We start from the raw sequence: 19,702 nt of genomic DNA on the forward strand, positions 1-19,702 counted from the left end.
GGCGGCGAGCTTCACCACCGCACCGGCAACTCCCCGGAGGCGCGCGGCGAGCAGCCCCAGCAGCCGGCCGCAGGACCGGCCGACGTCGCGTAATGAGATTCGAGCGGACATTCTCCCTCCCCACGCAAATGCAACCCTCGTCGCATTACGATGAGAATGGCACACGCACCGAGCTAACGCAACAGGAGTAGCAATTGCCTGACGAGACGGCGCACGAGAACGGACACGGGGCCGCCGATGCCACACCCACCCCCGGCACCCGGCGCCCCGGCGGCCGCACCGCCCGCACCCGCGACGCCGTCCGCGACGCCGTGCTGGCAGGACTCACCGAGCACGGCTATCCGGGGTTGACGGTCGAATACGTCGCGGCGCACTCCGGCGTGCACAAGACGACGCTGTATCGCCGCTGGAAGGACGTGGAGGGTTTGGTGGCGGACGCCCTCGATCTCGCGGGCGAGGACAGCTGGACCCCGCCCGACACCGGATCCCTGGAAGGCGATCTGCGCGCCCTGGCCCGCGAGGTCGTCGCGTCCTTCACCGACCCGGCAGTGGCCGCATCGGGCTCCGCGATGATCGCCGCCGCCTTCCAGTCGGAGCGGGCGGCCGTAGCGCTGCGTCACTACTACGCCGAGCGCTTCGCGCGCTGCGAGGTCATCGTCGAACGCGCCGTGGCACGCGGGGAATTGCCGGTGCACCCGGGCGCCGCGCCGGACACTCCGGAAGCCACCCCTCCGCACGCCGCCTCCGGCACCGCCCCGGGCAGCATCATCGACGCCGGCGCCCTTGTCCGTGCCGTCTCCGCGCCGCTCTTCTTCCGCCTGTTCATCACCCGGGAGCCGGTGGACGACGCGCTCGCCGACCAGGCGGCGGCGGTCGCCCTGACCGCGGCCCGCGCCGGGGCGTTCACCACCGGCAGTACGGCCAGCACCTCTCGCGGTACGACCTCTTGACGGCGCTCCCCCTCACACCGTCCAGGACGGTTCGAGCTGCACCACATCGCCCGCGATCGCCCGGACGTCGGCGGCTATCTGGGCCCGCAGCGCCAGCCGCTCCACCCGTTCGGGCCGGTACTTCCCCCGCTCGGCCGCCGACTGCCACATCGACAGCACCAGGAACTCCTCCCCCGGCGCCCGCCCCAGCATCCCCCGCAGCATGCCCGGCGAACCCGCCATCGCGGGGTTCCAGACCTTCTCCTGCATCAGCATGAAGTGCTCCACCCGGTCGTGGTGCACCTGGCAGTGCGCCAGCCGCAGCACATCCACGTCACCGAACGACGGGCTGAAGCCCACCTTCACATCGAACTCGTGCTCGAAGAGCCGCACTTGGGCGTCCTTGTAGGTGCCGACCTGGGCGGCCGCCAGCCGGTCGTGCGAGCGCGCCATGAACGAGTCGTAGAAGGCCCGGCTCTCCCAGAAGCCCACCAGATGCGCGACGCCCGGCCGTCCACGGCTCCACCCCCCGCCCTGCCCTCGAAACCCCGGCTCACCCAGCAGCCCCGCCCATTTCCGCTGCCCCCGCTCGAACCCTCGACGGTCCACGACGGTGAGGCGAATCCACTTGACCAGCACCGCGCCATCGTACGGCCCAAGGGCGGGGCGGGATCACTGCGCGTCACCTTCCGACCGGCCCGAATTTCCTTACGGGCACGGGCGGATCGACGTACGCCTCGAGCCGCAACCCGACCACCTCGGCCGCCTCGACCGCCTCGACCGCCTCGACCACCTCCAGGCACCGCTCCTCCCGGCAGGAGCGCACGATGATTTGCACGCCGTACGGAAGCTGCTCCACCACCCCGGTGGACACGGCCACTACAGGCAGCCGATGCGCACCGCGGCACCACGGGCGGAGGCGGGAGGTACACCGGGCCGTACCCCTACACGCCCGGGCGCCGTAATCTGAGCACCGATACATACGCATCGGTAAGACGGAGTGCGGGCATGCCCAAGCAGGTCGACCACGAGAGCCGGCGCCGGCAGATCGCCGCGGCCGTGTGCCAACTCGCCGACGAGAGCGGGCTGGAGGGCGTCACGCTCCGCGATGTGGCGGCCCGTGCGCAGGTGTCCATGGGGGCCGTCCAGCGCTGTTTCGGGACCAAGGAGGAGATGCTGGTCTTCGCGCTCGGCCACATCGGCGAGCGGATCACCGCACGGGTGTCGGCCCGGCTCGCCGCGTCGCCCGCCCAGTCGGCCCGTACGGCAGTGGGACACGCAGTGACCGAGGTGTCGCTGGTCCACGAGGAGCATCGGGCCGAAGCGCGGGTCTGGCTGGCCTTCGTGGCCCAGGCCGCGGTCAGCCCGCCCCTGGCCGGAATTCTGCGCACCAATTACGCGCACCTGCAGTCGCTGTTCGCCCGGCTGATCGCCGAGAGCTCCGGCACCCCCGCCCCGGACCGGGCGGCCCGCGCCCTCCTCGCCCTGGCCGACGGCCTCACCACCCACGTCCTGGTCGGCCACCTCTCCCCCACCGGGGCCCTGGACATCCTGGACGACCACCTCAACCGCCTCTGGAACGAGCAAGCGCACTGAGCGGACCCTGCCGCCCATGACACCCGACAGGCCCCCGACAGGGCACTTTCCGGCCACCCGGAACCGTTCCAAACCGCGGGTGACCAGGGGCAGTTCCCTCCGCCCAGGGGCCACCGGGCGTGGCACGATGGGCAGTCAACGGGAAGTCCCGGGGAGGGGCCGCGCGCCCGCGCCGCGTCCCCGGGAGATGACGGGAGGGAAGTCCGGTGAGCACGTTCAACAAAGGGATCGAGAAGGTCGAGGTAACGCTCAAGTGGGACCCCAGCCCGCTCGGGACCCCGGACAATGACCTCGACATCGTCGCGGCGACGTATACGGCCGACGCGCCCCACGGCGACCCCGCCTACCTGGTGCACTTCGACAGCCGGTCGCCCGACGGGACCATCACCCTCAACCGGGACAGCAGGACCGGCCAGGGGTTCGGCTTCGACGAGATCATGACCCTGGAGCTGGACCGGCTGTCCGAGACCTACACCCGGGTGATCGTGGGGGTGGCCATCCAGCAGGGCGAGGGCCGCAAGGTCTTCGGTGACATCGAGGGCACCGCCGTACGGATCCGCGAGGGCTACACCGACCTGGCCGAGAACGACTTCGCCGAGGTCGCGGGCGCCACCGCGGCGACCGTCGCCGAATTCCTCCGGGACGAATCGGGGCAGTGGCGCATCCACCCTGCGGTCCGGGGGTTCGACACCGACCCGGACGGGTTCGCCTCCCTGATGGGCCGATGACGAGCCGCTGACGGGGAGCGGTACGCCCCTGGAACAGAAAGAGGAGGGGACCGGCACTCGGCCGGTCCCCTCCTTCATGCCGCGAGCCACATCAGCCCGGGGCGCGGTCCGCGCGGGAGGACGCCTCCCGCGCGGACCCGCTCACGCTCAGCTGCAGCCGCTGGTCGACCCGCAGCCCTCGCACAGGTAGCAGCTGCCGGCGCGCTGCATCTTCGTCCCGCAGGAGAAGCACAGCGGCGCGTCGGCGTTGATGCCCAGCTGCATCTCGACGAGCTCGGCGTTGGTGTGCGCCTGCTTGGGGGCCGGTTCGGCGACCTCCTCGACGATCTTCGCCGCGGGGGCGGACTCCGTCTGGCGGGGCGCCGACTGGGCCAGGCCCTCGACGTCGACCTCGTCCTCGGACGGCTCGTACGAGCCGGTCTCCAGGTGACGCTGGCGCTCCTCGACGGAGTGGATGCCGAGCGCCGAGCGGGTCTCGAACGGCAGGAAGTCCAGCGCCAGGCGGCGGAAGATGTAGTCGACGATCGACTGCGCCATCCGCACGTCCGGGTCGTCCGTCATGCCGGCCGGCTCGAAGCGCATGTTGGTGAACTTCGAGACGTAGGTCTCCAGCGGCACGCCGTACTGGAGGCCCACGGACACCGCGATGGAGAAGGCGTCCATCATGCCCGCGAGGGTCGAACCCTGCTTGGACATCTTCAGGAAGACCTCGCCGAGACCGTCGTCCGGGTAGGAGTTGGCGGTCATGTAACCCTCGGCGCCGCCGACCGTGAAGGAGGTGGTGATGCCGGGACGTCCCTTGGGAAGGCGCTTGCGCACCGGGCGGTACTCGACGACCTTCTTCTCCACCGGGGCCTCGGCCTCGACCTTGGCCTCCTCCTTCTTCTTGGCGGAGAGCGGCTGGCCGACCTTGCAGTTGTCGCGGTAGATCGCGAGCGCCTTCAGGCCGAGCTTCCAGCCCTCGAAGTAGACCTCCTCGATCTCCTCGACAGTGGCCGTCTCCGGGACGTTGACCGTCTTGGAGATCGCACCGGAGAGGAAGGGCTGCGCGGCGGCCATCATGCGCACATGGCCCATGGCGGAGATCGAGCGCACGCCCATGGCGCAGTCGAAGACCTCGTAGTGCTCGGTCTTCAGGGCCGGGGCGTCGACGACATTGCCGTGCTCGGCGATGTGGGCGACGATCGCCTCGACCTGCTCGGGCAGGTAGCCGAGCCGCTTGAGCGCCTTGGGGACCGTGTTGTTCACGATCTGCATGGAGCCGCCGCCGACCAGCTTCTTGAACTTGACCAGCGCCAGGTCCGGCTCGACGCCCGTGGTGTCGCAGTCCATCATCAGGCCGATGGTGCCGGTCGGGGCCAGCACGGAGGCCTGGGCGTTGCGGAAGCCGTTCTTCTCGCCGAGGCGCAGCACGTCCTGCCAGGCCTCGGTGGCCGCCGCCCACACCGGGGTGTCCAGGTCGTCCATGCGCACCGCGGTGCCGTTGGCGTCCGAGTGCTGCTTCATGACGCGCTTGTGGGCATCCGCGTTACGGGCGTAGCCGTCGTACGGGCCGACGACCGCGGCCAGCTCGGCGGAGCGCTTGTAGGAGGTGCCGGTCATCAGGGAGGTGATGGCACCGGCCAGCGCGCGGCCGCCGTCGGAGTCGTAGGCGTGGCCGGTGGCCATCAGCAGGGCGCCGAGGTTGGCGTAGCCGATGCCCAGCTGGCGGTAGGCGCGGGTGGTCTCGCCGATCTTCTGGGTGGGGAAGTCGGCGAAGCAGATGGAGATGTCCATCGCGGTGATGACCAGCTCGACGACCTTGGCGAAGCGCTCGGCGTCGAAGGACTGGTTGCCCAGGTCGTCGTCGCGCAGGAACTTCAGGAGGTTGAGCGAGGCGAGGTTGCACGAGGAGTTGTCCAGGTGCATGTACTCGCTGCAGGGGTTGGACGCGGTGATCCGGCCCGACTCCGGCGAGGTGTGCCAGTGGTTGATGGTGTCGTCGTACTGGATGCCGGGGTCGGCGCACGCCCAGGCGGCCTCCGCCATCTTGCGGAAGAGACCCTTGGCGTCGACCTGCTCGATGACCTCGCCGGTCATCCGGCCGCGCAGCCCGAACTTCGAGCCGGCCTCGACGGCCTTCATGAACTCGTCGTTCACCCGGACCGAGTTGTTGGCGTTCTGGTACTGGACGGACGTGATGTCGTCGCCGCCCAGGTCCATGTCGAAGCCCGCGTCGCGCAGCGCGCGGACCTTCTCCTCCTCCTTCACCTTGGTCTCGATGAAGGCCTCGACGTCCGGGTGGTCCACGTCCAGGACGACCATCTTGGCCGCGCGGCGGGTGGCGCCGCCCGACTTGATCGTTCCGGCGGACGCGTCGGCGCCGCGCATGAAGGAGACCGGGCCGGAGGCGTTGCCGCCGGAGGAGAGCAGCTCCTTGGAGGAGCGGATGCGGGAGAGGTTCAGGCCGGCGCCGGAGCCGCCCTTGAAGATCATCCCCTCTTCCTTGTACCAGTCGAGGATCGACTCCATGGAGTCGTCGACGGAGAGGATGAAGCAGGCGCTGACCTGCTGCGGCTGCTGGGTGCCGACGTTGAACCACACCGGCGAGTTGAAGCTGAAGACCTGGTGGAGCAGGGCGTAGGCCAGCTCGTGCTCGAAGATCTCGGCGTCCGCCGGGGAGGCGAAGTAGCCGTTCTCCTCGCCGCTCTTGCGGTAGGTCTTGACCACCCGGTCGATGAGCTGCTTGAGGCTCGCCTCGCGGGTCGGGGAGCCCACCGCACCACGGAAGTACTTGCTCGTGACGATGTTGACCGCGTTCACCGACCAGAATTCGGGGAACTCGACGCCACGCTGCTCGAAGTTGATCGAGCCGTCGCGCCAGTTGGTCATGACGACGTCACGAGACGCCCACTCCACCTCGTCGTACGGATGCACGCCGGGTGTGGTGTGGATGCGCTCGATACGCAGACCCTTGCTCGCCTTGCTGCCCTTGGCGCGGGAGCCTCGTGCCGGGCCGCTCGTCGTCTCTGTCATGCCGCCTCCCTGTATACGGGCAAACGCCCATATGTGCACACTCATTCCGTGGCACGGTGTATGTCTTTCTGCACCGGGGCGCCCTGCTCTCGCCCCGGTTCAGGTCCTGGATGCGCGCCGAGCTCAGTCGGCGGCGGTGGCGGGCACCGGAACGGCCGGGCCGCCGGCCTCCCCGTCGGTCCCGCATTCCTGCCCGGGCGGTCCCTGCTCGCGCTGCTCGCGCAGCTCGGCGATGGCCGCCTCAAAGTCCTCAAGTGAATCGAAGGCCCGGTAAACGGACGCGAAGCGCAGGTACGCGACGAGGTCGAGTTCCTGCAGCGGGCCCAGTATGGCGAGCCCGACGTCATGGGTGGACAGCTCGGCGCTGCCGGTGGCGCGCACCGCCTCCTCGACCCGCTGGCCGAGCTTGGCGAGAGCGTCCTCGGTGACCGGGCGCCCCTGGCACGCCTTGCGCACCCCCGCGATGACCTTGTTGCGGCTGAAGGGCTCGGTGACCCCGCTCCGCTTGATCACCATCAGCGACGCCGTCTCGATGGTCGTGAAACGGCGGGAGCAGTCGGGGCACTGGCGGCGCCGGCGGATCGCCGCCCCGTCATCGGTGGTGCGGCTGTCGACGACCCGGCTGTCCGGGTGCCTGCAGAAGGGGCAGTGCATGGCTCCACCCTCCTCACCCTTGATATACGGACGTACGTACGCCAACGAGCCCGGCGTACGGCGACAGACCTCCGGCTGGTCCGTACGGGCCCTTCGGAGCAGGCTCCAGCATAGGCGATTCCCGACCCCCTGAAGGACCAGGCACCACAACTTCTGGGTAACCGATCGCATCTAACCACTAGATGTGGTGTCGGGGCGCTTACATCCGCCTACCGCGTGTCGCGGCGGCGACGGGCCGGACGGTCGCCCACGAGAGTACGGGAAGCCACCCGGCCGGCGGCGCGGCGGGGCCGGGGTGACAGAATCGGCGGGGCCGCGCGGCCGGCCACCGCACCCCTCCGCACGCCGGCCGTCCGACACACCCGGGGCCGGGACATCCGGGCGGCTGCGCCCCGCCAGGACCGGCAACAACGCTCGGCCATACACCCAGCCACTTGATCCGGGCACCCATTCGCCGAATATTTCACTCGAACGTGTGTTTGGCGCAACCTTTCGAAAGCAACTACCGTTGGCTAACTAGGGAGAACATTTCGAGAGGGGCCGACGTGACCACCACCGCAGACAGCGCGACCATCGCCGCACAGAGCCACTCCCAGAGCCGGTTCGATGCGCAACAGGCACAGCGGCCGCCGATGGACGACGCCACGTCGGACTCCGAAGAGCCGAAGCCGGCCCGCTCGCTGCCCGGCCGCCCCCCAGGGATCCGGGCCGACAGCTCCGGACTCACCGACCGGCAGCGCCGGGTCATCGAGGTGATCCGGGATTCGGTCCAGCGGCGCGGCTACCCGCCGTCCATGCGCGAGATCGGCCAGGCAGTCGGACTGTCCAGCACCTCGTCCGTGGCCCATCAGCTCATGGCCCTGGAGCGCAAGGGCTTCCTGCGGCGCGACCCGCACCGCCCCCGGGCGTACGAGGTCCGCGGCTCGGACCAGACCACCGCTGCCGCGACGGAGACCGCCGGCAAGCCCGCCGCCTCCTATGTCCCCCTGGTCGGCCGGATCGCCGCCGGTGGCCCGATCCTCGCGGAGGAGTCGGTCGAGGATGTCTTCCCGCTCCCCCGCCAGCTCGTCGGCGACGGCGAACTGTTCGTCCTGAAGGTCGTCGGCGATTCCATGATCGAGGCCGCGATCTGCGACGGCGACTGGGTCACGGTCCGCCGCCAGCCGGTCGCCGAGAACGGCGACATCGTGGCCGCCATGCTGGACGGCGAGGCCACCGTCAAGCGCTTCAAGCGCGAGGACGGCCATGTGTGGCTGCTGCCGCACAACTCCGCTTACCAGCCGATCCCCGGCGACGAGGCGACCATTCTCGGCAAGGTGGTGGCGGTGCTGCGCCGCGTCTGACCCACCCCTCACCACCGAGCCCCGGAACCACTGCGCCGGTTCCGGGGCTTGGTCTTGCCCGTCCCGGCGGCTTGCCGTGCCCGCTGTGCCGCTGCACCGCGACCGCCCCCGCGCAGTGGCGGCGAGGACCGCGCCGGGTCTGCCCACCGGGTGGTCACGGGGCAGACCTGCTCGCTACGGCGTCTCCGCCGACGGCTCCGCGGTTTCCGGGGCCGACGCCGCCTTTGCCGCCGCATCGATGGCGGCAAGGGAGCGGCGGACCTGGTTGCGGTCGGTGGTGTACCAGAACTCGGGCATCGACTTGCGGAGGAACGAGCCGTAACGGGCCCGCTCCACACGGGGGTCGAGGACGGCCACCACGCCGCGGTCGCCGGTCGCGCGGACCAGACGGCCGGCGCCCTGGGCCATCAGCAGCGCGGCGTGGGTGGCGGCGACCGCCATGAAGCCATTGCCGCCGGCCTCCTCCACGGCCTTCTGCCGGGCGCTCATCAGCGGGTCGTCCGGGCGCGGGAACGGCACCCGGTCCATGACCACCAGCTGGCAGTTCGCCCCCGGGACATCGACGCCCTGCCACAGGGACAGCGTGCCGAACAGGCAGGTACGGGCGTCGGCGGCGAAGGACCGGATCAGTTCGCCGAGGGTCTCCTCGCCTTGGAGCAGGATCGGCACGTCCAGCCGGCCGCGCAGCTCCTCGGCCGCGGCCTGGGCGGCGCGCATGGAGGAGAAGAGGCCGAGGGTGCGGCCGCCGGCGGCCTCGATCAGCTCGGCGAGTTCGTCGAGCATGTCGGTGCGGCTGCCCTCGCGGCCCGGCTGGGCGAGGTGCTTGGCGACGTAGAGGATGCCCTGCTTCGAGTAGTCGAAGGGGGAGCCGACGTCCAGGCCCTTCCAGGGCGGAACGTCCTCGCCCTCGGTGCCCTCGGGGGCCAGGCCCAGCGAGGCCGCGACGCCGTTGAAGTCGCCGCCCAGCTTGAGGGTGGCGGAGGTGAGGGTCACCGAACGGTCGTCGAAGAGCTTCTCCCGCAGCAGGCCCGAGACGGACAGCGGGGCCACCCGGAGGGACGCGCCGAAGCGGTCGTGGCGTTCGTACCAGACCACGTCGTACTCGGAACCGTTGGCGATCCGCTCGGCGACGGCATGGACGTTCTCCACCGCGGCGAGGGCCTGCTTGCGGACGGCGTCCTCGTCCTGGACCGACTTGTCGCGGGTCGAACCGAGCGCCGAGACGACCGTACGGGCCGCGTCCCGCAGCGCCATCAGGCAGTAGCCGAGGTCCTCGGGGATCTCTTCGAGGCGGCCGGGCAGGGCCAGCTCCATGAGGCGCTCGAAGGTCTCCGACGCGGTCTGGAGCTGGTCGGCGGCCTTTTCGTTGACGAGTTTGGCGGCCCGGCGGACGGCGCGGTTGACCTGGCCGGGGGTGAGCTCGCCGGTGGCGACGCCGGTGACCCGGGAGACCAGCTCATGGGCCTCGTCGATGATCAGGACCTCGTGCTGGGGGAGGACCGGGGCGCCCTCGATCGCGTCGATGGCGAGCAGCGCGTGGTTGGTGACGACGACATCGGCGAGCTTGGCGCGCTCCCGGGCGGCCTCGGCGAAGCACTCCGCCCCGTAGGCGCACTTCGAGGCGCCCAGGCACTCCCGGGAGGAGACCGAGACCTGGCCCCAGGCACGGTCGGAGACACCGGGGGTCAGCGCGTCGCGGTCGCCGGTCTCGGTCTCGTCCGCCCAGTCGCGCAGCCGCAGCAGGTCCTTGCCGAGCTTGCTGGTCGGCGTCGCCTGCTCGAAGACGTCGAAGAGCCCGTCCTCCTCTTCCTGGGGAACGCCCTCATGGAGGCGGTGCAGGCACAGGTAGTTGGAGCGGCCCTTGAGCATGGCGAACTCGGGGCGGCGGCGCAGCAGCGGATGCAGCGCCTCGACCGTGCGCGGAAGATCGCGCTCGACGAGCTGGCGCTGCAGCGCCAGGGTGGCCGTGGCGACCACGACTCTCTCGCCGTGCGCGAGCGCCGGCACCAGGTAGCCGAGGGACTTTCCGGTGCCGGTGCCGGCCTGCACCAGCAGATGGGACTGTTCGTCCACGGCCTCGGCGACGGCCTCGGCCATCGCCACCTGGCCGGGGCGCTCGGTGCCGCCGACGGCGGTGACGGCGGCATGGAGCAGATCGGGGAGAGAGGGCTTTGTCATAGCGCTGCAAGCCTACGCGGGACCACTGACAGCCGGGTCCGGTCACGGGTGGTGGAGCGGATTGGGGACCGTGCCGTGCACGGCCGCGTGCGGGCGGTCGCGGCGGTCCCGGTAACCGTCCACATGCAGACGGTTGCGGTTCAGGCACAGCCGCTCGATGCGCGGGGTGAGCAGGTCGAAGGTCTCGTACCGCTCCTTGAGGGCGGGGAAGCGCTCGTGGTGGCGCAGGATCTCGGCCCGTACGAGGGACCAGAACGCCGTCTCGGGGACGTCCAGTTGGTCCGCGCACAGCGGCGCGAGGTAGCGGAAGACGCCGACGAACAGCCCCGAGTGGATGAACTGGGTGAGGAAGGAGGGCGGTTCGGTCAGCAGCACCGCCCGTACGTCGTCCGGCATGGAGTCGTGTTCGGGGAGCGGCCGGGAGCTGGTGTTGACGTCGTCGACGAAGTCCTTGACCGCGAGGCGGGTGGGGACGTCGTGCTCGTCGAAGACCACGATGGCGTTCTCGCCGTGCGGGGAGAAGACCGTGCCGTACTGGTAGAGGAAGTGCAGCAGGGGCGGCAGCAGGGCGGCGAACAGCCGTGCCAGCCAGTCGCGGGGGGCCAGCCCCGAGCGGCGCACCAGCTCCGTGGTCAAGGCGCGCCCCTGGGGGTCGGTCTGCAGCAGCGCGGCCAGCGTACGGGCGCGTTCACCGGGGTCCAGGTGCCCGCTGAGCGGCTCGCGCCAGATGCAGCCGAGCAGCTCCTTGAACTGGTACGGGACGCCGGGAAGCCGGTCGTAGAGGGGGTGCTCGACGGTGACCGAGGCGGTCTCGCCGAGGAGGATCACCCGGGTCTCGTCGCGCAGGTAGGGGTCGGCGTCGCGCAGGCCGTGCACCCAGCGGGTGACGGCGGGGGCGGCAAGGGTGCGCTCGGTGGGCAGTCCGCGCCAGACGAGGGTGTTGAGGATGGACAGCGGCAGTTTGACCGTACGGGCCCGTGGGCGGCTGATGTTGAGGAAGGTACGGATCGACTGCTGCGGCAGGCGGAGGTCGTTGTCAGTGGGTAGCGCGATGATGGATCTGTCGGCGAGCTGCGGGGCGAAGAGCGGAGCGATGGTCTCGTCCCACTGCCAGGGATGGACGGGGAGGTAGAGGTAGTCGGCGGGGTCCAGGCCCTCGCCGGTGAGGGTGCGGGCGAAGGTGTGCCGGGTGGCGGGGTCGAGCTCCTCGCCGTAGAGACGGTCGGGGGTGGCCAGCGTGGGGATACCGCGGTAGTGGGCGATGCTGTGGTGGGCGGCGAGCCAGGGCAGGCGCTGGGGGGTGCGGGCCTCCGGGGCCCAGGTCGCCGCGTCGCGGGCGGAGAACCCGAGCCGGCCCTTGTTCGCGACGAGCCAGGGGTGGCCGGTCTGGTGGCCTTCGAGGGTGGCGTAGTCCAGGTCGGCGAGCTCGGCGGCGCTGAGGGCCGTGGCGTCGAGCCGGGTGTCGGCGGCGAGGGTGGCGGTCAGCTCGCGGATGAGGTGGCCGGTGGTGTCGCCGGAAAGCCCCAGCACGGTGTCGTGCGCGTGGGTCAGGAAGCGGAAGAGGTCGGCGTCCGGGGTCAGCGAATCGGGGTCGACGCGCCAGTGGCCGTAGGCACCGCGGCGGGCGCGGAAGCGGTAGACGAGGCCGTCGGTGACCGGCAGCCGGTATCGCGGGGTGCCGTCGGGCGCGGTGCCGTCGGGCTCGGGGGTGAGGACTTCCTCGTACGCGAACTCCGCCAGGGTCTTGGCGAACAGTCGGCGCGCGGCGTGCTGCCAGGCGCTGTGCGAAGGCTGGGGCTCAGGCGACAAGGCGGGCTCCTCGAAGCGGGAACGCCCCGGCACGTACGGGGGACAACCGGGGCAGCGGGGGTGGACGGCGGACCGGGGCGGGACCGACGACGGACGGCGCCGGGGTCAGAGCAGGTGGCGGTGGGCGCGGTCGCGGACCATCAACGCCGCGCGTTTGCCGGGCAGTTCGATCTCGTCGCCGTAGCGGAATCCCGCACTCAGGAAGGCGGCGACGGAGGCGGTGTTGCGCAGATCCGGCTCGGCGAGGACGCGCGCGCACCGCGGCCGGTGGTCGAGTACGAGATCCGCGGTGGCACGCAGCAGCATGCCGCCCAGCCCGCGTCCCCGGTCGCCGGCACCGCCGATGAGCAGGTGGACACCGGTGTCCTGGGGCCGGGCCGGGTAGTAGCGGGCGAGGGGGTCCAGATCGGCGCGGTAGATCTCCCAGTAGCTCATCGGGACCCCGGCCAGCACCCCCAGGCAGGGCACGCTGCGGCCGTCGCCGTCGAGCTGGGCGCGCAGGTGGGCGGCGGTGGTCTCCGGCGGGCCCGCCAGCTCCCAGAAGGCCGCCACGGCCGGATCGTTCATCCAGCCGGCGATCCGGTCGAGATCGCGGGCGGGCCGGACGGGGACGAGCTCGAACGGCCCGGCGGGGGTGTCGGCAGCTCCCCAGCCCGCCAGGTTGTCGAGCAGCGGGCCGGCGTCCGGGACCCCCGGGGACTCCGGCCCGCGCCCCTCGGCGAACAGCGCGCTGAATTCGGGCGGGAGTTGCAGGTCGAGGGTGTCTTCGGAGCTGGAGCCGAGGCCGGAATCGGTGGGTGGCACGGCGACACTCTCCTCTCGTGGCCGCGTGCCGCGTGGCCTGGTGGGTCGCGGGGCGCCGGCGCCGGGGGGCGGAAGGCTGCTGTCGGAGGCTGCGGTGGGCGGCTACGGGGCGAGGGGGTTGGGGAGGGTGACGTACACGGACTGGGTCTCGACCGGGCCGACGAGTTCGTCCAGGCCGTGCAGCCGGGTCGCCAGGTTGGCCTTGCAGCGCAGCGTGCGGGCGGCGAGCAACTGCTCGGGGAGCGGCGAGCGGTGCGCCCGGGGGGCCGCCGCGGCATCGGCGAGGAACCGCCGGAAGGCGGCGAGGAGGATCTCCTCCCGGGCCAGGCGCTGGGAGCCGAAGGCGCCGATGAGGCCGAGGACGTTGTTGATGCCGAGGTAGTAGGCGAAGCGTTCGTCGGTGACGTCGTCGGCGACGAAGCTGTCGCTGTCCGCGCCGATACCGGGCAGCCGCCGCTCCAGTTCGGCGCGGCGGGAGGTGCGGAAGTAATAGCCCTGGTTGTCGCGATAGCGGCCGCCGACCGGCCAGCCGTCGGGGTCCAGCAGCACCACGGTGTTCTGCTGGTGGGCTTCGAGCACGACGCCGGCCGTGCCGTCGAGCCACAGCACGGGCCGCACGACCGCTTCCAGATAGCGCAGGAACCACTCGGTGGCCACCGCCTCCAAGGGGCGGCCGGTGCGGGCGGCGAGCGTGGCGACGAGGTCCCCGAGCCGGGAGCGCACGCCCGAACGGCCGGGCCAGGGCCGCAGGGAGGTGAGGCCGGCGATGCACACGGCGTCGTCGGTGGTGCTGAAGGGGTTGTGGCGGATGACGACGTCCAGGCCCTGGACGGGAGCGCCGTCGGGGCCGTCGACGGCGAGGTAGGCGGGGTCGCGCACGATGTCGAAGCCGGGGTGGACGGTCTGCCACTGCTCGGCGAGGCCGGTGCGCAGCAGCCGGTGCACCTCCACTCCGCGGGCCAGTTCCTTGCGGAGGTTCTCCCGGCGGGAGTTGGTGATGCGCAGTCCGAGGGAGAGCTTCAGCATGGCGACCGCGTCGGGGCGGTAGACCGTGCGGACCGAGGAGGTGGGGTGCCAGCGCGGGCCGTGGACCCCGAGGTCGTGCAGCAGACCGGCCTCGCGGAGGGCGGCGACGTCGGGGCGGTCGGCGAGTTCCCTGGCCTGCCAGGGGTGCAGCGGCAGCGGCACGGTGCCGGCGGGGAGCCGCAGGCCGTCCCCCGCGAGCTCCCTGGCCAGCTGCTCGGCCGGTACGGGCTTGCCGCGTTCGGTCCAGGCGGAGTCGGCGGCCAGGACGGAGCGGTGCACGGCCGTCCAGTGCAGCGGGAAGGCGCCGCGGAGTTCGGGCGAATAGGCCCGGGTCTCGGCGTCGGACAGGCCCTCGCGGCTCTTGGGGGTGGGGTGCAGCGGGTGGCCGAGGAGAAGGGACTGTTCGGCTTCGAGGAAGAGGGCGCCGTGGTCGTCGGCGGGCCGGGCGCGCCGGTCGGTGAGGAAGACGGCGACATTGCGCACGGAGTTGGCCACCCGGCCGATGAGTTCGGCACCGTCGCCGTCCGGGGCCTGCTGCCCTGCGTCGTCCGGGGCCGGTCGCTCGTCGGTGTCGGCGACCCGGTGTTCGCCACCGTCGGAGGCCCGGCGGTCGCCGTATGCGGCTTCCCGGCGCAGCAGCGCGGCGAGGGTGACGGCGTCCAGCGGGGCGGCGCCGGGCGGGGCGCCGTCGAGGGTGGGAGCGCCCAGGCGGTGCCAGCCCGTGGGCGACCAGTAGCGGACGGGGATGCGCAGGGCGCCCGCGGCGGCGCGCAGGGGGAGGTGCAGCCCGCCCTCGGCCGGGCGGAGGGTGCCGCTCTCCCGGATCCAGCAGCGCAGCAGATGCTCGATGCCCGCGGCGTCGGCGGCGACCGCGGGGTCGGGGTGGTCGAGGGGGTCTCGGTCACCCGTCCGGAGGCAGTCGTACGGGCCGGGGGCGCCGTGGGGGACGGCCGGGTCCGGGGTCTCGTGGGTGTGGCAGGTGTCGCCGGGGGCGCGCCGCTGCTGGCGCGGGACGGACTCGATGGTGCCCGCGCCCTGGTGGGCGGGGACGCGCTCGGCGGGCTGGCCGCCGTCGGGGCCGGGGCGTTCGTTCATGGGGTGGTGCCTCGCAGTGTCGTGGGGGACGAGCCCGTCGGCCCGGGGGTGGTGCGGACCGCCGCCGTGATGGCGTCGGCGAGACGGTCGAGGATGGCGTCCGCCTGTTCGTCGGTGATGGTGAGGGGCGGCAGCAGCCGGACGACGGCGGAGTGCCTGCCGCCCAGTTCGACGATCAGGCCGCGGTCCAGGCAGGCGTGCTGGACGGCGGCGGCGAGCTGGGGGTCGGCCCGGCGGGCGCCGGTGGCGTCGGGGCCGGCGGTGCGGTCGACGAGTTCGACGCCGAGCATGAGCCCGCGGCCGCGTACGTCGCCGATGCAGTCGTGGGCGGCGGCGAGGGAGGTGAGGCGGTCGAGCATCCGGGCGCCGAGCTCTCCGGCACGGCGGTCGAGGCCGTTGGCGCGGACGTAGGCGAGGGTGGCCGCGCCGGCGGCCATGGCGAGCTGGTTGCCGCGGAAGGTGCCCGCGTGCGCGCCGGGCTGCCAGGCGTCGAGCTCCTCGCGGTAGACGATCACGGCGAGCGGCAGGCTGCCGCCGATCGCCTTCGACAGCACGAGCACATCGGGCACGATGCCGCTGTGGTCCACCGCCCAGAAGGCGCCGGTGCGGCCGACACCGGTCTGTACCTCGTCGACGATCAGCGGGATCTGCCGGGCGGCGGTGATCTCCCGCATCCGCCGCAGCCAGCTGTCCGGCGCGGGGATCACGCCGCCCTCGCCCTGGACCGGCTCCAGGATCATCCCGGCCGGATGGGACACCCCGCTCTTGTGGTCGTCGAGGAGGCTCTGGGTCCAGCGCGCGGCGAGTTCGGCGCCGCGCTCGCCGCCGGTCTGGAAGGGGCAGCGGTAGTCGTAGGGGTAGGGCAGCCGGACCACGCTGGTGTGCTGCGCTCCCCCGGAGGCGGCGAGCGCTTCCGCGGTCATGCCGTGGTAGGCGCCGGAGAAGGCCATCAGGCCGTCCCGGCCGGTCGCGGTGCGGACGAGTTTGAAGGCGGCCTCGACGGCGTCCGTGCCGGCCGGGCCGCAGAACTGGATGCGCCCCTTTTCGGCCAACTCCCCCGGCAGGGTGGCGAAGAGCTCGGTGGTGAAGGCGTCCTTGACGGGGGTGGCCAGGTCGAGGACGTGCAGCGGCGCGCCGGAGTCGAGGACCGTCCGGATCGCTTCGAGGACCACCGGGTGGTTGTGGCCGAGCGCCAGGGTGCCGGCGCCGGAGAGGCAGTCGAGGTAGCGCCTGCCGTCGGCGCCCTCGATCGTCAGCCCGCGGGCGCGCACCGGGACGATGGGCAGCGAGCGCGCGTAGGTACGGGCAGCGGACTCGCGCAGGGACTGCCGCCGCAGGATCCCCTCATGGGCCGGCGGCGCGGCCGCCGGCACGGTTTCGGTCAACGCCACGGGAGTTGTGCCCTCCTGCTGGTGAGCTGCTGAATGCCGCGCGGGCTGGGGGCAGCCCGGGGCCGTCCCCCGTACGTACCAACGACGGCGGCGACCCGGGATCACGGCTGTGGGCAAGATCCTTGATGGCCCGGAACCGGGGACCCGAGTACCGCCGTCCCCATCGTCACCGGCATAGTGGGGTGTTGCGCCGAGATCTTGAGGTTCATGACAAAGAACAGACCGGCGCAACACCGCACAAGCCGCACCGGCTCAGTCGATTCACCAGGGGGAGCTCACCCATGCGATCCATACGTCGGCCAGTCCTGGCCGCCGCCGCCCTCACCGCCGTCGTGGCACTCACCGCCACCGGCTGCGGGCCCGAGAGCGACAACGCGGACGCGAAGCCCAGCCAGTCCGCGGCCCAGGACACCACGGGCGGGGGCGGCTTCCAGATTCCGCAGGACATCCAGGACAAGCTCAAGGAACACGGCTTCGACCTGGACAAGTGGAAGAACGGCGAGTGGAAGAACTGGAACCGGGACAAGTGGCTCCGGGAAGCCGGTGAGTTCATCAACCCGATCATCAAGGACTTCTGGGACAAGGACAAGATCGACAAGGTCAAGCCGCCCCAGGACCCCAGCAAGCCCGAGGACATCTCCGAGGACCAGGGGAAGACCGACCCCGAGCCCGCCGCCGTCCCGGCCCAGGCCGTCAAGACCCCGTACACCTCGACCGCCCCCGGCGTGGGTCTGCTGCTGTTCAGCACCCCCGAGGGCGGGTCGCGCTGCTCGGCCACCGTCGTCAAGGACCCGGCGCACCCCGGTAAGTCCAACCTCGTGTGGACCGCGGCGCACTGTGTGCACGCCGGCAAGAACGGCGGTTGGTACCGCAACATGATGTTCGTGCCGAACTTCAACAAGACCGGCGGCACCGAGGGCCAGTTGAAGGGCAAGCCGTACGAGGAGCGTGTCCCCTCCGGCAAGTGGTGGGCGGACGACATGGCGACGTCCCAGCAGTGGATCAAGGCCGGCGGCGCGGTTCCCGGTGTGCCGATGGCGCCGTACGACTTCGCGCTGATGCATGTGAAGCCCGAGGAGAGCACGGGCGGCAAGTCGCTGGAGGAGGTCGCCGGCGGTGCGTACGACGTCGACTTCAACGCCCCCGCGATGGCCAAGATCCCGAGCCTGACCGCGCAGGGCTACCCGGCCGAGGCGCCGTTCGACGGTGCGGCGCAGCAGCAGTGCACCGACAAGCCGACCCGTCTGTCGATGGACGCCAAGAAGCCGACCATGTACCGGATCGGCTGCACCATGACCGGTGGCTCCTCCGGCGGCCCCTGGTTCATGAAGGGCTCCGACGGCAAGCCGGTGCTGATCTCCAACATGTCGATGGGGCCGCGTCCGGCCCGCTGGTCCGCCGGCCCCCACCTGGGCCCCGAGGCCAAGAGCATGTTCGACACCATGAGCAAGAAGTGGGCGAACAAGCAGTAGACGCATGAGGCGGGCGGCGCCGGGACGGTGCCGCCCACCCCGCGCACACGAGCATGACGAAGGCCCGCCCCCGGGAAACCGGAGGCGGGCCTTCGTGCCGTTCGGTGCCGCGCGGCCGCTACGCCGCGGGGACGAAGCGCTGGAGTTCGGCGGCCAGCTCCTCGTGGACCCGCGCCTTGAGGACGGTGCCGTCCGCGGTGTGCTCCTCGGAGATGACCTCGCCCTCGGCGTGCGCCCGCGAGACCAGGGCGCCGTGGGTGTACGGCACCAGCACCTCGATCTCGACCCGCGGCCGGGGAAGCTCCTCGTCCAGCAGGGCCAGCAGTTCGTCCATGCCCTGGCCGGTCCGGGCCGACACCGCGAGGGCGTGCTTCTCCTGGCGCAGCAGTCGCTGCAGCACCAGCGGATCGGCCGCGTCGGCCTTGTTGACGACCACGATCTCGGGCACGTCCGTCGCGCCCACGTCGCGGATGACCTCGCGTACGGCGGCGAGCTGCTCCTCGGGCACCGGATGCGAGCCGTCGACCACGTGCAGGATGAGATCGGACTCGCCGACCTCCTCCATCGTGGAGCGGAACGCCTCGACGAGGTGGTGCGGGAGGTGGCGGACGAAGCCGACGGTGTCGGCGAGGGTGTAGAGCCGTCCGCTGGGCGTCTCGGCCCGCCGGACGGTCGGGTCCAGGGTGGCGAACAGCGCGTTCTCCACCAGCACACCGGCACCGGTGAGGCGGTTGAGCAGGGAGGACTTGCCGGCGTTGGTGTAACCGGCGATGGCGACCGAGGGGACCTTGTGGCGCCGGCGCTCCTGGCGCTTGATGTCCCGGCCGGTCTTCATCTCCGCGATCTCCCGGCGCATCTTCGCCATCTTCTCGCGGATCCGCCGCCGGTCCGTCTCGATCTTGGTCTCACCGGGACCACGGGTGGCCATACCGCCGCCCGCCGAACCGGAGCCACCGCCACCCATCTGCCGGGACAGCGACTGGCCCCAGCCGCGGAGCCTGGGGAGCATGTACTGCATCTGCGCCAGCGAGACCTGCGCCTTGCCCTCCCGGGACTTGGCGTGCTGGGCGAAGATGTCGAGGATCAGGGCGGTCCGGTCGACCACCTTGACCTTGACGACGTCCTCGAGGTGGATCAGCTGGCCCGGGGAGAGCTCGCCGTCGCACACCACGGTGTCCGCCCCGGACTCCAGCACGATGTCGCGCAGCTCCAGGGCCTTGCCGGAGCCGATGTACGTGGCGGGGTCGGGTTTGTCGCGGCGCTGGATGACGCCGTCGAGCACCATGGCGCCGGCGGTTTCGGCGAGGGCGGCGAGCTCGGCGAGGGAGTTCTCGGCCTCCTGGACCGTGCCGGAGGTCCAGACGCCCACGAGCACCACGCGCTCCAGACGGAGCTGGCGGTACTCGACCTCCGTGACGTCCTCGAGCTCGGTGGACAGGCCCGCCACACGGCGCAGCGCGGCACGGGCCGAACGGTCGTACTGGTCGCCGTCACGCTCCCCGTCGATCTCGTGGCTCCAGGCGACGTCCTCTTCCATCAGGGCGTTGGCCCGAAGGCTCTCGGGGAGGCGCTGCCGGTCCTGCGGAAGGGAAGAAGAGGAGGTCATTTGATCCTTTGCGTCGTCGGGTGGCCTCGCGGGAGCTGGGGTTCCCGCCGGGACCG

General features: G+C 71.6%; 15 protein-coding genes. 5 read left to right on the forward strand and 10 right to left on the reverse strand.

The window, feature by feature from the left end; all coding sequences use genetic code 11:
- Window positions 1–194 precede the first annotated feature (194 nt).
- Complete coding sequence (locus AB0411_RS25950; RefSeq protein WP_366419682.1) at window positions 195–950, forward strand: TetR/AcrR family transcriptional regulator; 756 nt, start codon at window positions 195–197, stop codon at window positions 948–950.
- A 12-nt stretch (window positions 951–962) separates the two neighbouring features.
- Here the strand turns inward: AB0411_RS25950 and AB0411_RS25955 are convergent, their stop codons facing one another.
- A complete protein-coding gene (locus AB0411_RS25955) occupies window positions 963–1,568 on the reverse strand; it encodes a YdbC family protein (RefSeq protein ID WP_366419683.1) in 606 nt (201 codons plus the stop codon).
- Between the two features lie 43 nt (window positions 1,569–1,611).
- On the reverse strand, window positions 1,612–1,809 hold the full coding sequence (locus tag AB0411_RS25960) for a hypothetical protein (RefSeq protein WP_366419684.1): 198 nt from the start codon (window positions 1,807–1,809) through the stop codon (window positions 1,612–1,614).
- Between the two features lie 128 nt (window positions 1,810–1,937).
- Here AB0411_RS25960 and AB0411_RS25965 point away from each other — a divergent pair, with 128 nt between their 5' ends.
- Window positions 1,938–2,525 (forward strand): TetR/AcrR family transcriptional regulator, encoded by a 588-nt coding sequence (locus tag AB0411_RS25965; protein ID WP_366419685.1) that lies wholly within the window; start codon window positions 1,938–1,940, stop codon window positions 2,523–2,525.
- Window positions 2,526–2,731: 206 nt separating this feature from the next.
- Window positions 2,732–3,253, forward strand: a complete 522-nt coding sequence (locus AB0411_RS25970) for a TerD family protein (RefSeq protein ID WP_366419686.1) — start codon at window positions 2,732–2,734, stop codon at window positions 3,251–3,253.
- Window positions 3,254–3,400: 147 nt separating this feature from the next.
- Here AB0411_RS25970 and AB0411_RS25975 read toward each other — a convergent pair whose 3' ends face one another.
- Complete coding sequence (locus AB0411_RS25975; protein ID WP_366419687.1) at window positions 3,401–6,268, reverse strand: vitamin B12-dependent ribonucleotide reductase; 2,868 nt, start codon at window positions 6,266–6,268, stop codon at window positions 3,401–3,403.
- Between the two features lie 123 nt (window positions 6,269–6,391).
- Window positions 6,392–6,922 carry a transcriptional regulator NrdR gene (gene nrdR / locus AB0411_RS25980; RefSeq protein ID WP_366419688.1) on the reverse strand — a complete coding sequence of 177 codons (531 nt, stop codon included), beginning with the start codon at window positions 6,920–6,922 and terminating at the stop codon, window positions 6,392–6,394.
- Window positions 6,923–7,467: 545 nt separating this feature from the next.
- Here nrdR and lexA point away from each other — a divergent pair.
- Window positions 7,468–8,265 carry a transcriptional repressor LexA gene (lexA, locus tag AB0411_RS25985; protein ID WP_366419689.1) on the forward strand — a complete coding sequence of 266 codons (798 nt, stop codon included), beginning with the start codon at window positions 7,468–7,470 and terminating at the stop codon, window positions 8,263–8,265.
- A 174-nt stretch (window positions 8,266–8,439) separates the two neighbouring features.
- Here lexA and AB0411_RS25990 read toward each other — a convergent pair whose 3' ends face one another.
- The 5 genes from AB0411_RS25990 to AB0411_RS26010 form a co-directional block, all read right to left on the reverse strand.
- Window positions 8,440–10,443, reverse strand: coding sequence for an ATP-dependent DNA helicase (locus AB0411_RS25990; RefSeq protein ID WP_366419690.1), 2,004 nt, complete (start codon window positions 10,441–10,443; stop codon window positions 8,440–8,442).
- Between the two features lie 42 nt (window positions 10,444–10,485).
- Window positions 10,486–12,252: an IucA/IucC family protein gene (locus tag AB0411_RS25995; RefSeq protein WP_366419691.1), complete on the reverse strand. Its 1,767-nt coding sequence runs from the start codon at window positions 12,250–12,252 to the stop codon at window positions 10,486–10,488.
- A gap of 105 nt (window positions 12,253–12,357) precedes the next feature.
- A complete protein-coding gene (locus tag AB0411_RS26000) occupies window positions 12,358–13,056 on the reverse strand; it encodes a GNAT family N-acetyltransferase (RefSeq protein ID WP_366419692.1) in 699 nt (232 codons plus the stop codon).
- A 102-nt stretch (window positions 13,057–13,158) separates the two neighbouring features.
- Window positions 13,159–15,177, reverse strand: a complete 2,019-nt coding sequence (locus AB0411_RS26005) for an IucA/IucC family protein (RefSeq protein WP_366419693.1) — start codon at window positions 15,175–15,177, stop codon at window positions 13,159–13,161.
- Window positions 15,174–16,568, reverse strand: a complete 1,395-nt coding sequence (locus AB0411_RS26010) for a diaminobutyrate--2-oxoglutarate transaminase family protein (RefSeq protein ID WP_366419694.1) — start codon at window positions 16,566–16,568, stop codon at window positions 15,174–15,176. Before AB0411_RS26010 ends, AB0411_RS26005 begins: the two co-directional genes overlap by 4 nt.
- Before the next feature lie 281 nt (window positions 16,569–16,849).
- Here AB0411_RS26010 and AB0411_RS26015 point away from each other — a divergent pair, with 281 nt between their 5' ends.
- Window positions 16,850–18,040: a trypsin-like serine peptidase gene (locus AB0411_RS26015; protein ID WP_366419695.1), complete on the forward strand. Its 1,191-nt coding sequence runs from the start codon at window positions 16,850–16,852 to the stop codon at window positions 18,038–18,040.
- Between the two features lie 118 nt (window positions 18,041–18,158).
- On the opposite strand, the gene hflX is transcribed toward AB0411_RS26015, so the two are convergent.
- Window positions 18,159–19,646, reverse strand: a complete 1,488-nt coding sequence (gene hflX / locus AB0411_RS26020; RefSeq protein WP_086720015.1) for a GTPase HflX — start codon at window positions 19,644–19,646, stop codon at window positions 18,159–18,161.
- Window positions 19,647–19,702: the final 56 nt, after the last annotated feature.

It is taken from the genome of Streptomyces angustmyceticus (assembly GCF_040701845.1).
Lineage (GTDB): Bacteria > Actinomycetota > Actinomycetes > Streptomycetales > Streptomycetaceae > Streptomyces > Streptomyces angustmyceticus_A.

Excerpts from the sequence above, each read along its gene's own strand:
- AB0411_RS25975 (WP_366419687.1), bottom strand. The coding sequence starts at position 6,268 with ATGACAGAGACGACGAGCGGCCCGGCACGAGGCTCCCGCGCCAAGGGC.
- AB0411_RS25990 (WP_366419690.1), bottom strand. The coding sequence starts at position 10,443 with ATGACAAAGCCCTCTCTCCCCGATCTGCTCCATGCCGCCGTCACCGCC.
- nrdR (WP_366419688.1), bottom strand. The coding sequence starts at position 6,922 with ATGCACTGCCCCTTCTGCAGGCACCCGGACAGCCGGGTCGTCGACAGC.
- AB0411_RS26015 (WP_366419695.1), top strand. The coding sequence starts at position 16,850 with ATGCGATCCATACGTCGGCCAGTCCTGGCCGCCGCCGCCCTCACCGCC.
- AB0411_RS25965 (WP_366419685.1), top strand. The coding sequence starts at position 1,938 with ATGCCCAAGCAGGTCGACCACGAGAGCCGGCGCCGGCAGATCGCCGCG.
- AB0411_RS26005 (WP_366419693.1), bottom strand. The coding sequence starts at position 15,177 with ATGAACGAACGCCCCGGCCCCGACGGCGGCCAGCCCGCCGAGCGCGTC.
- hflX (WP_086720015.1), bottom strand. The coding sequence starts at position 19,646 with ATGACCTCCTCTTCTTCCCTTCCGCAGGACCGGCAGCGCCTCCCCGAG.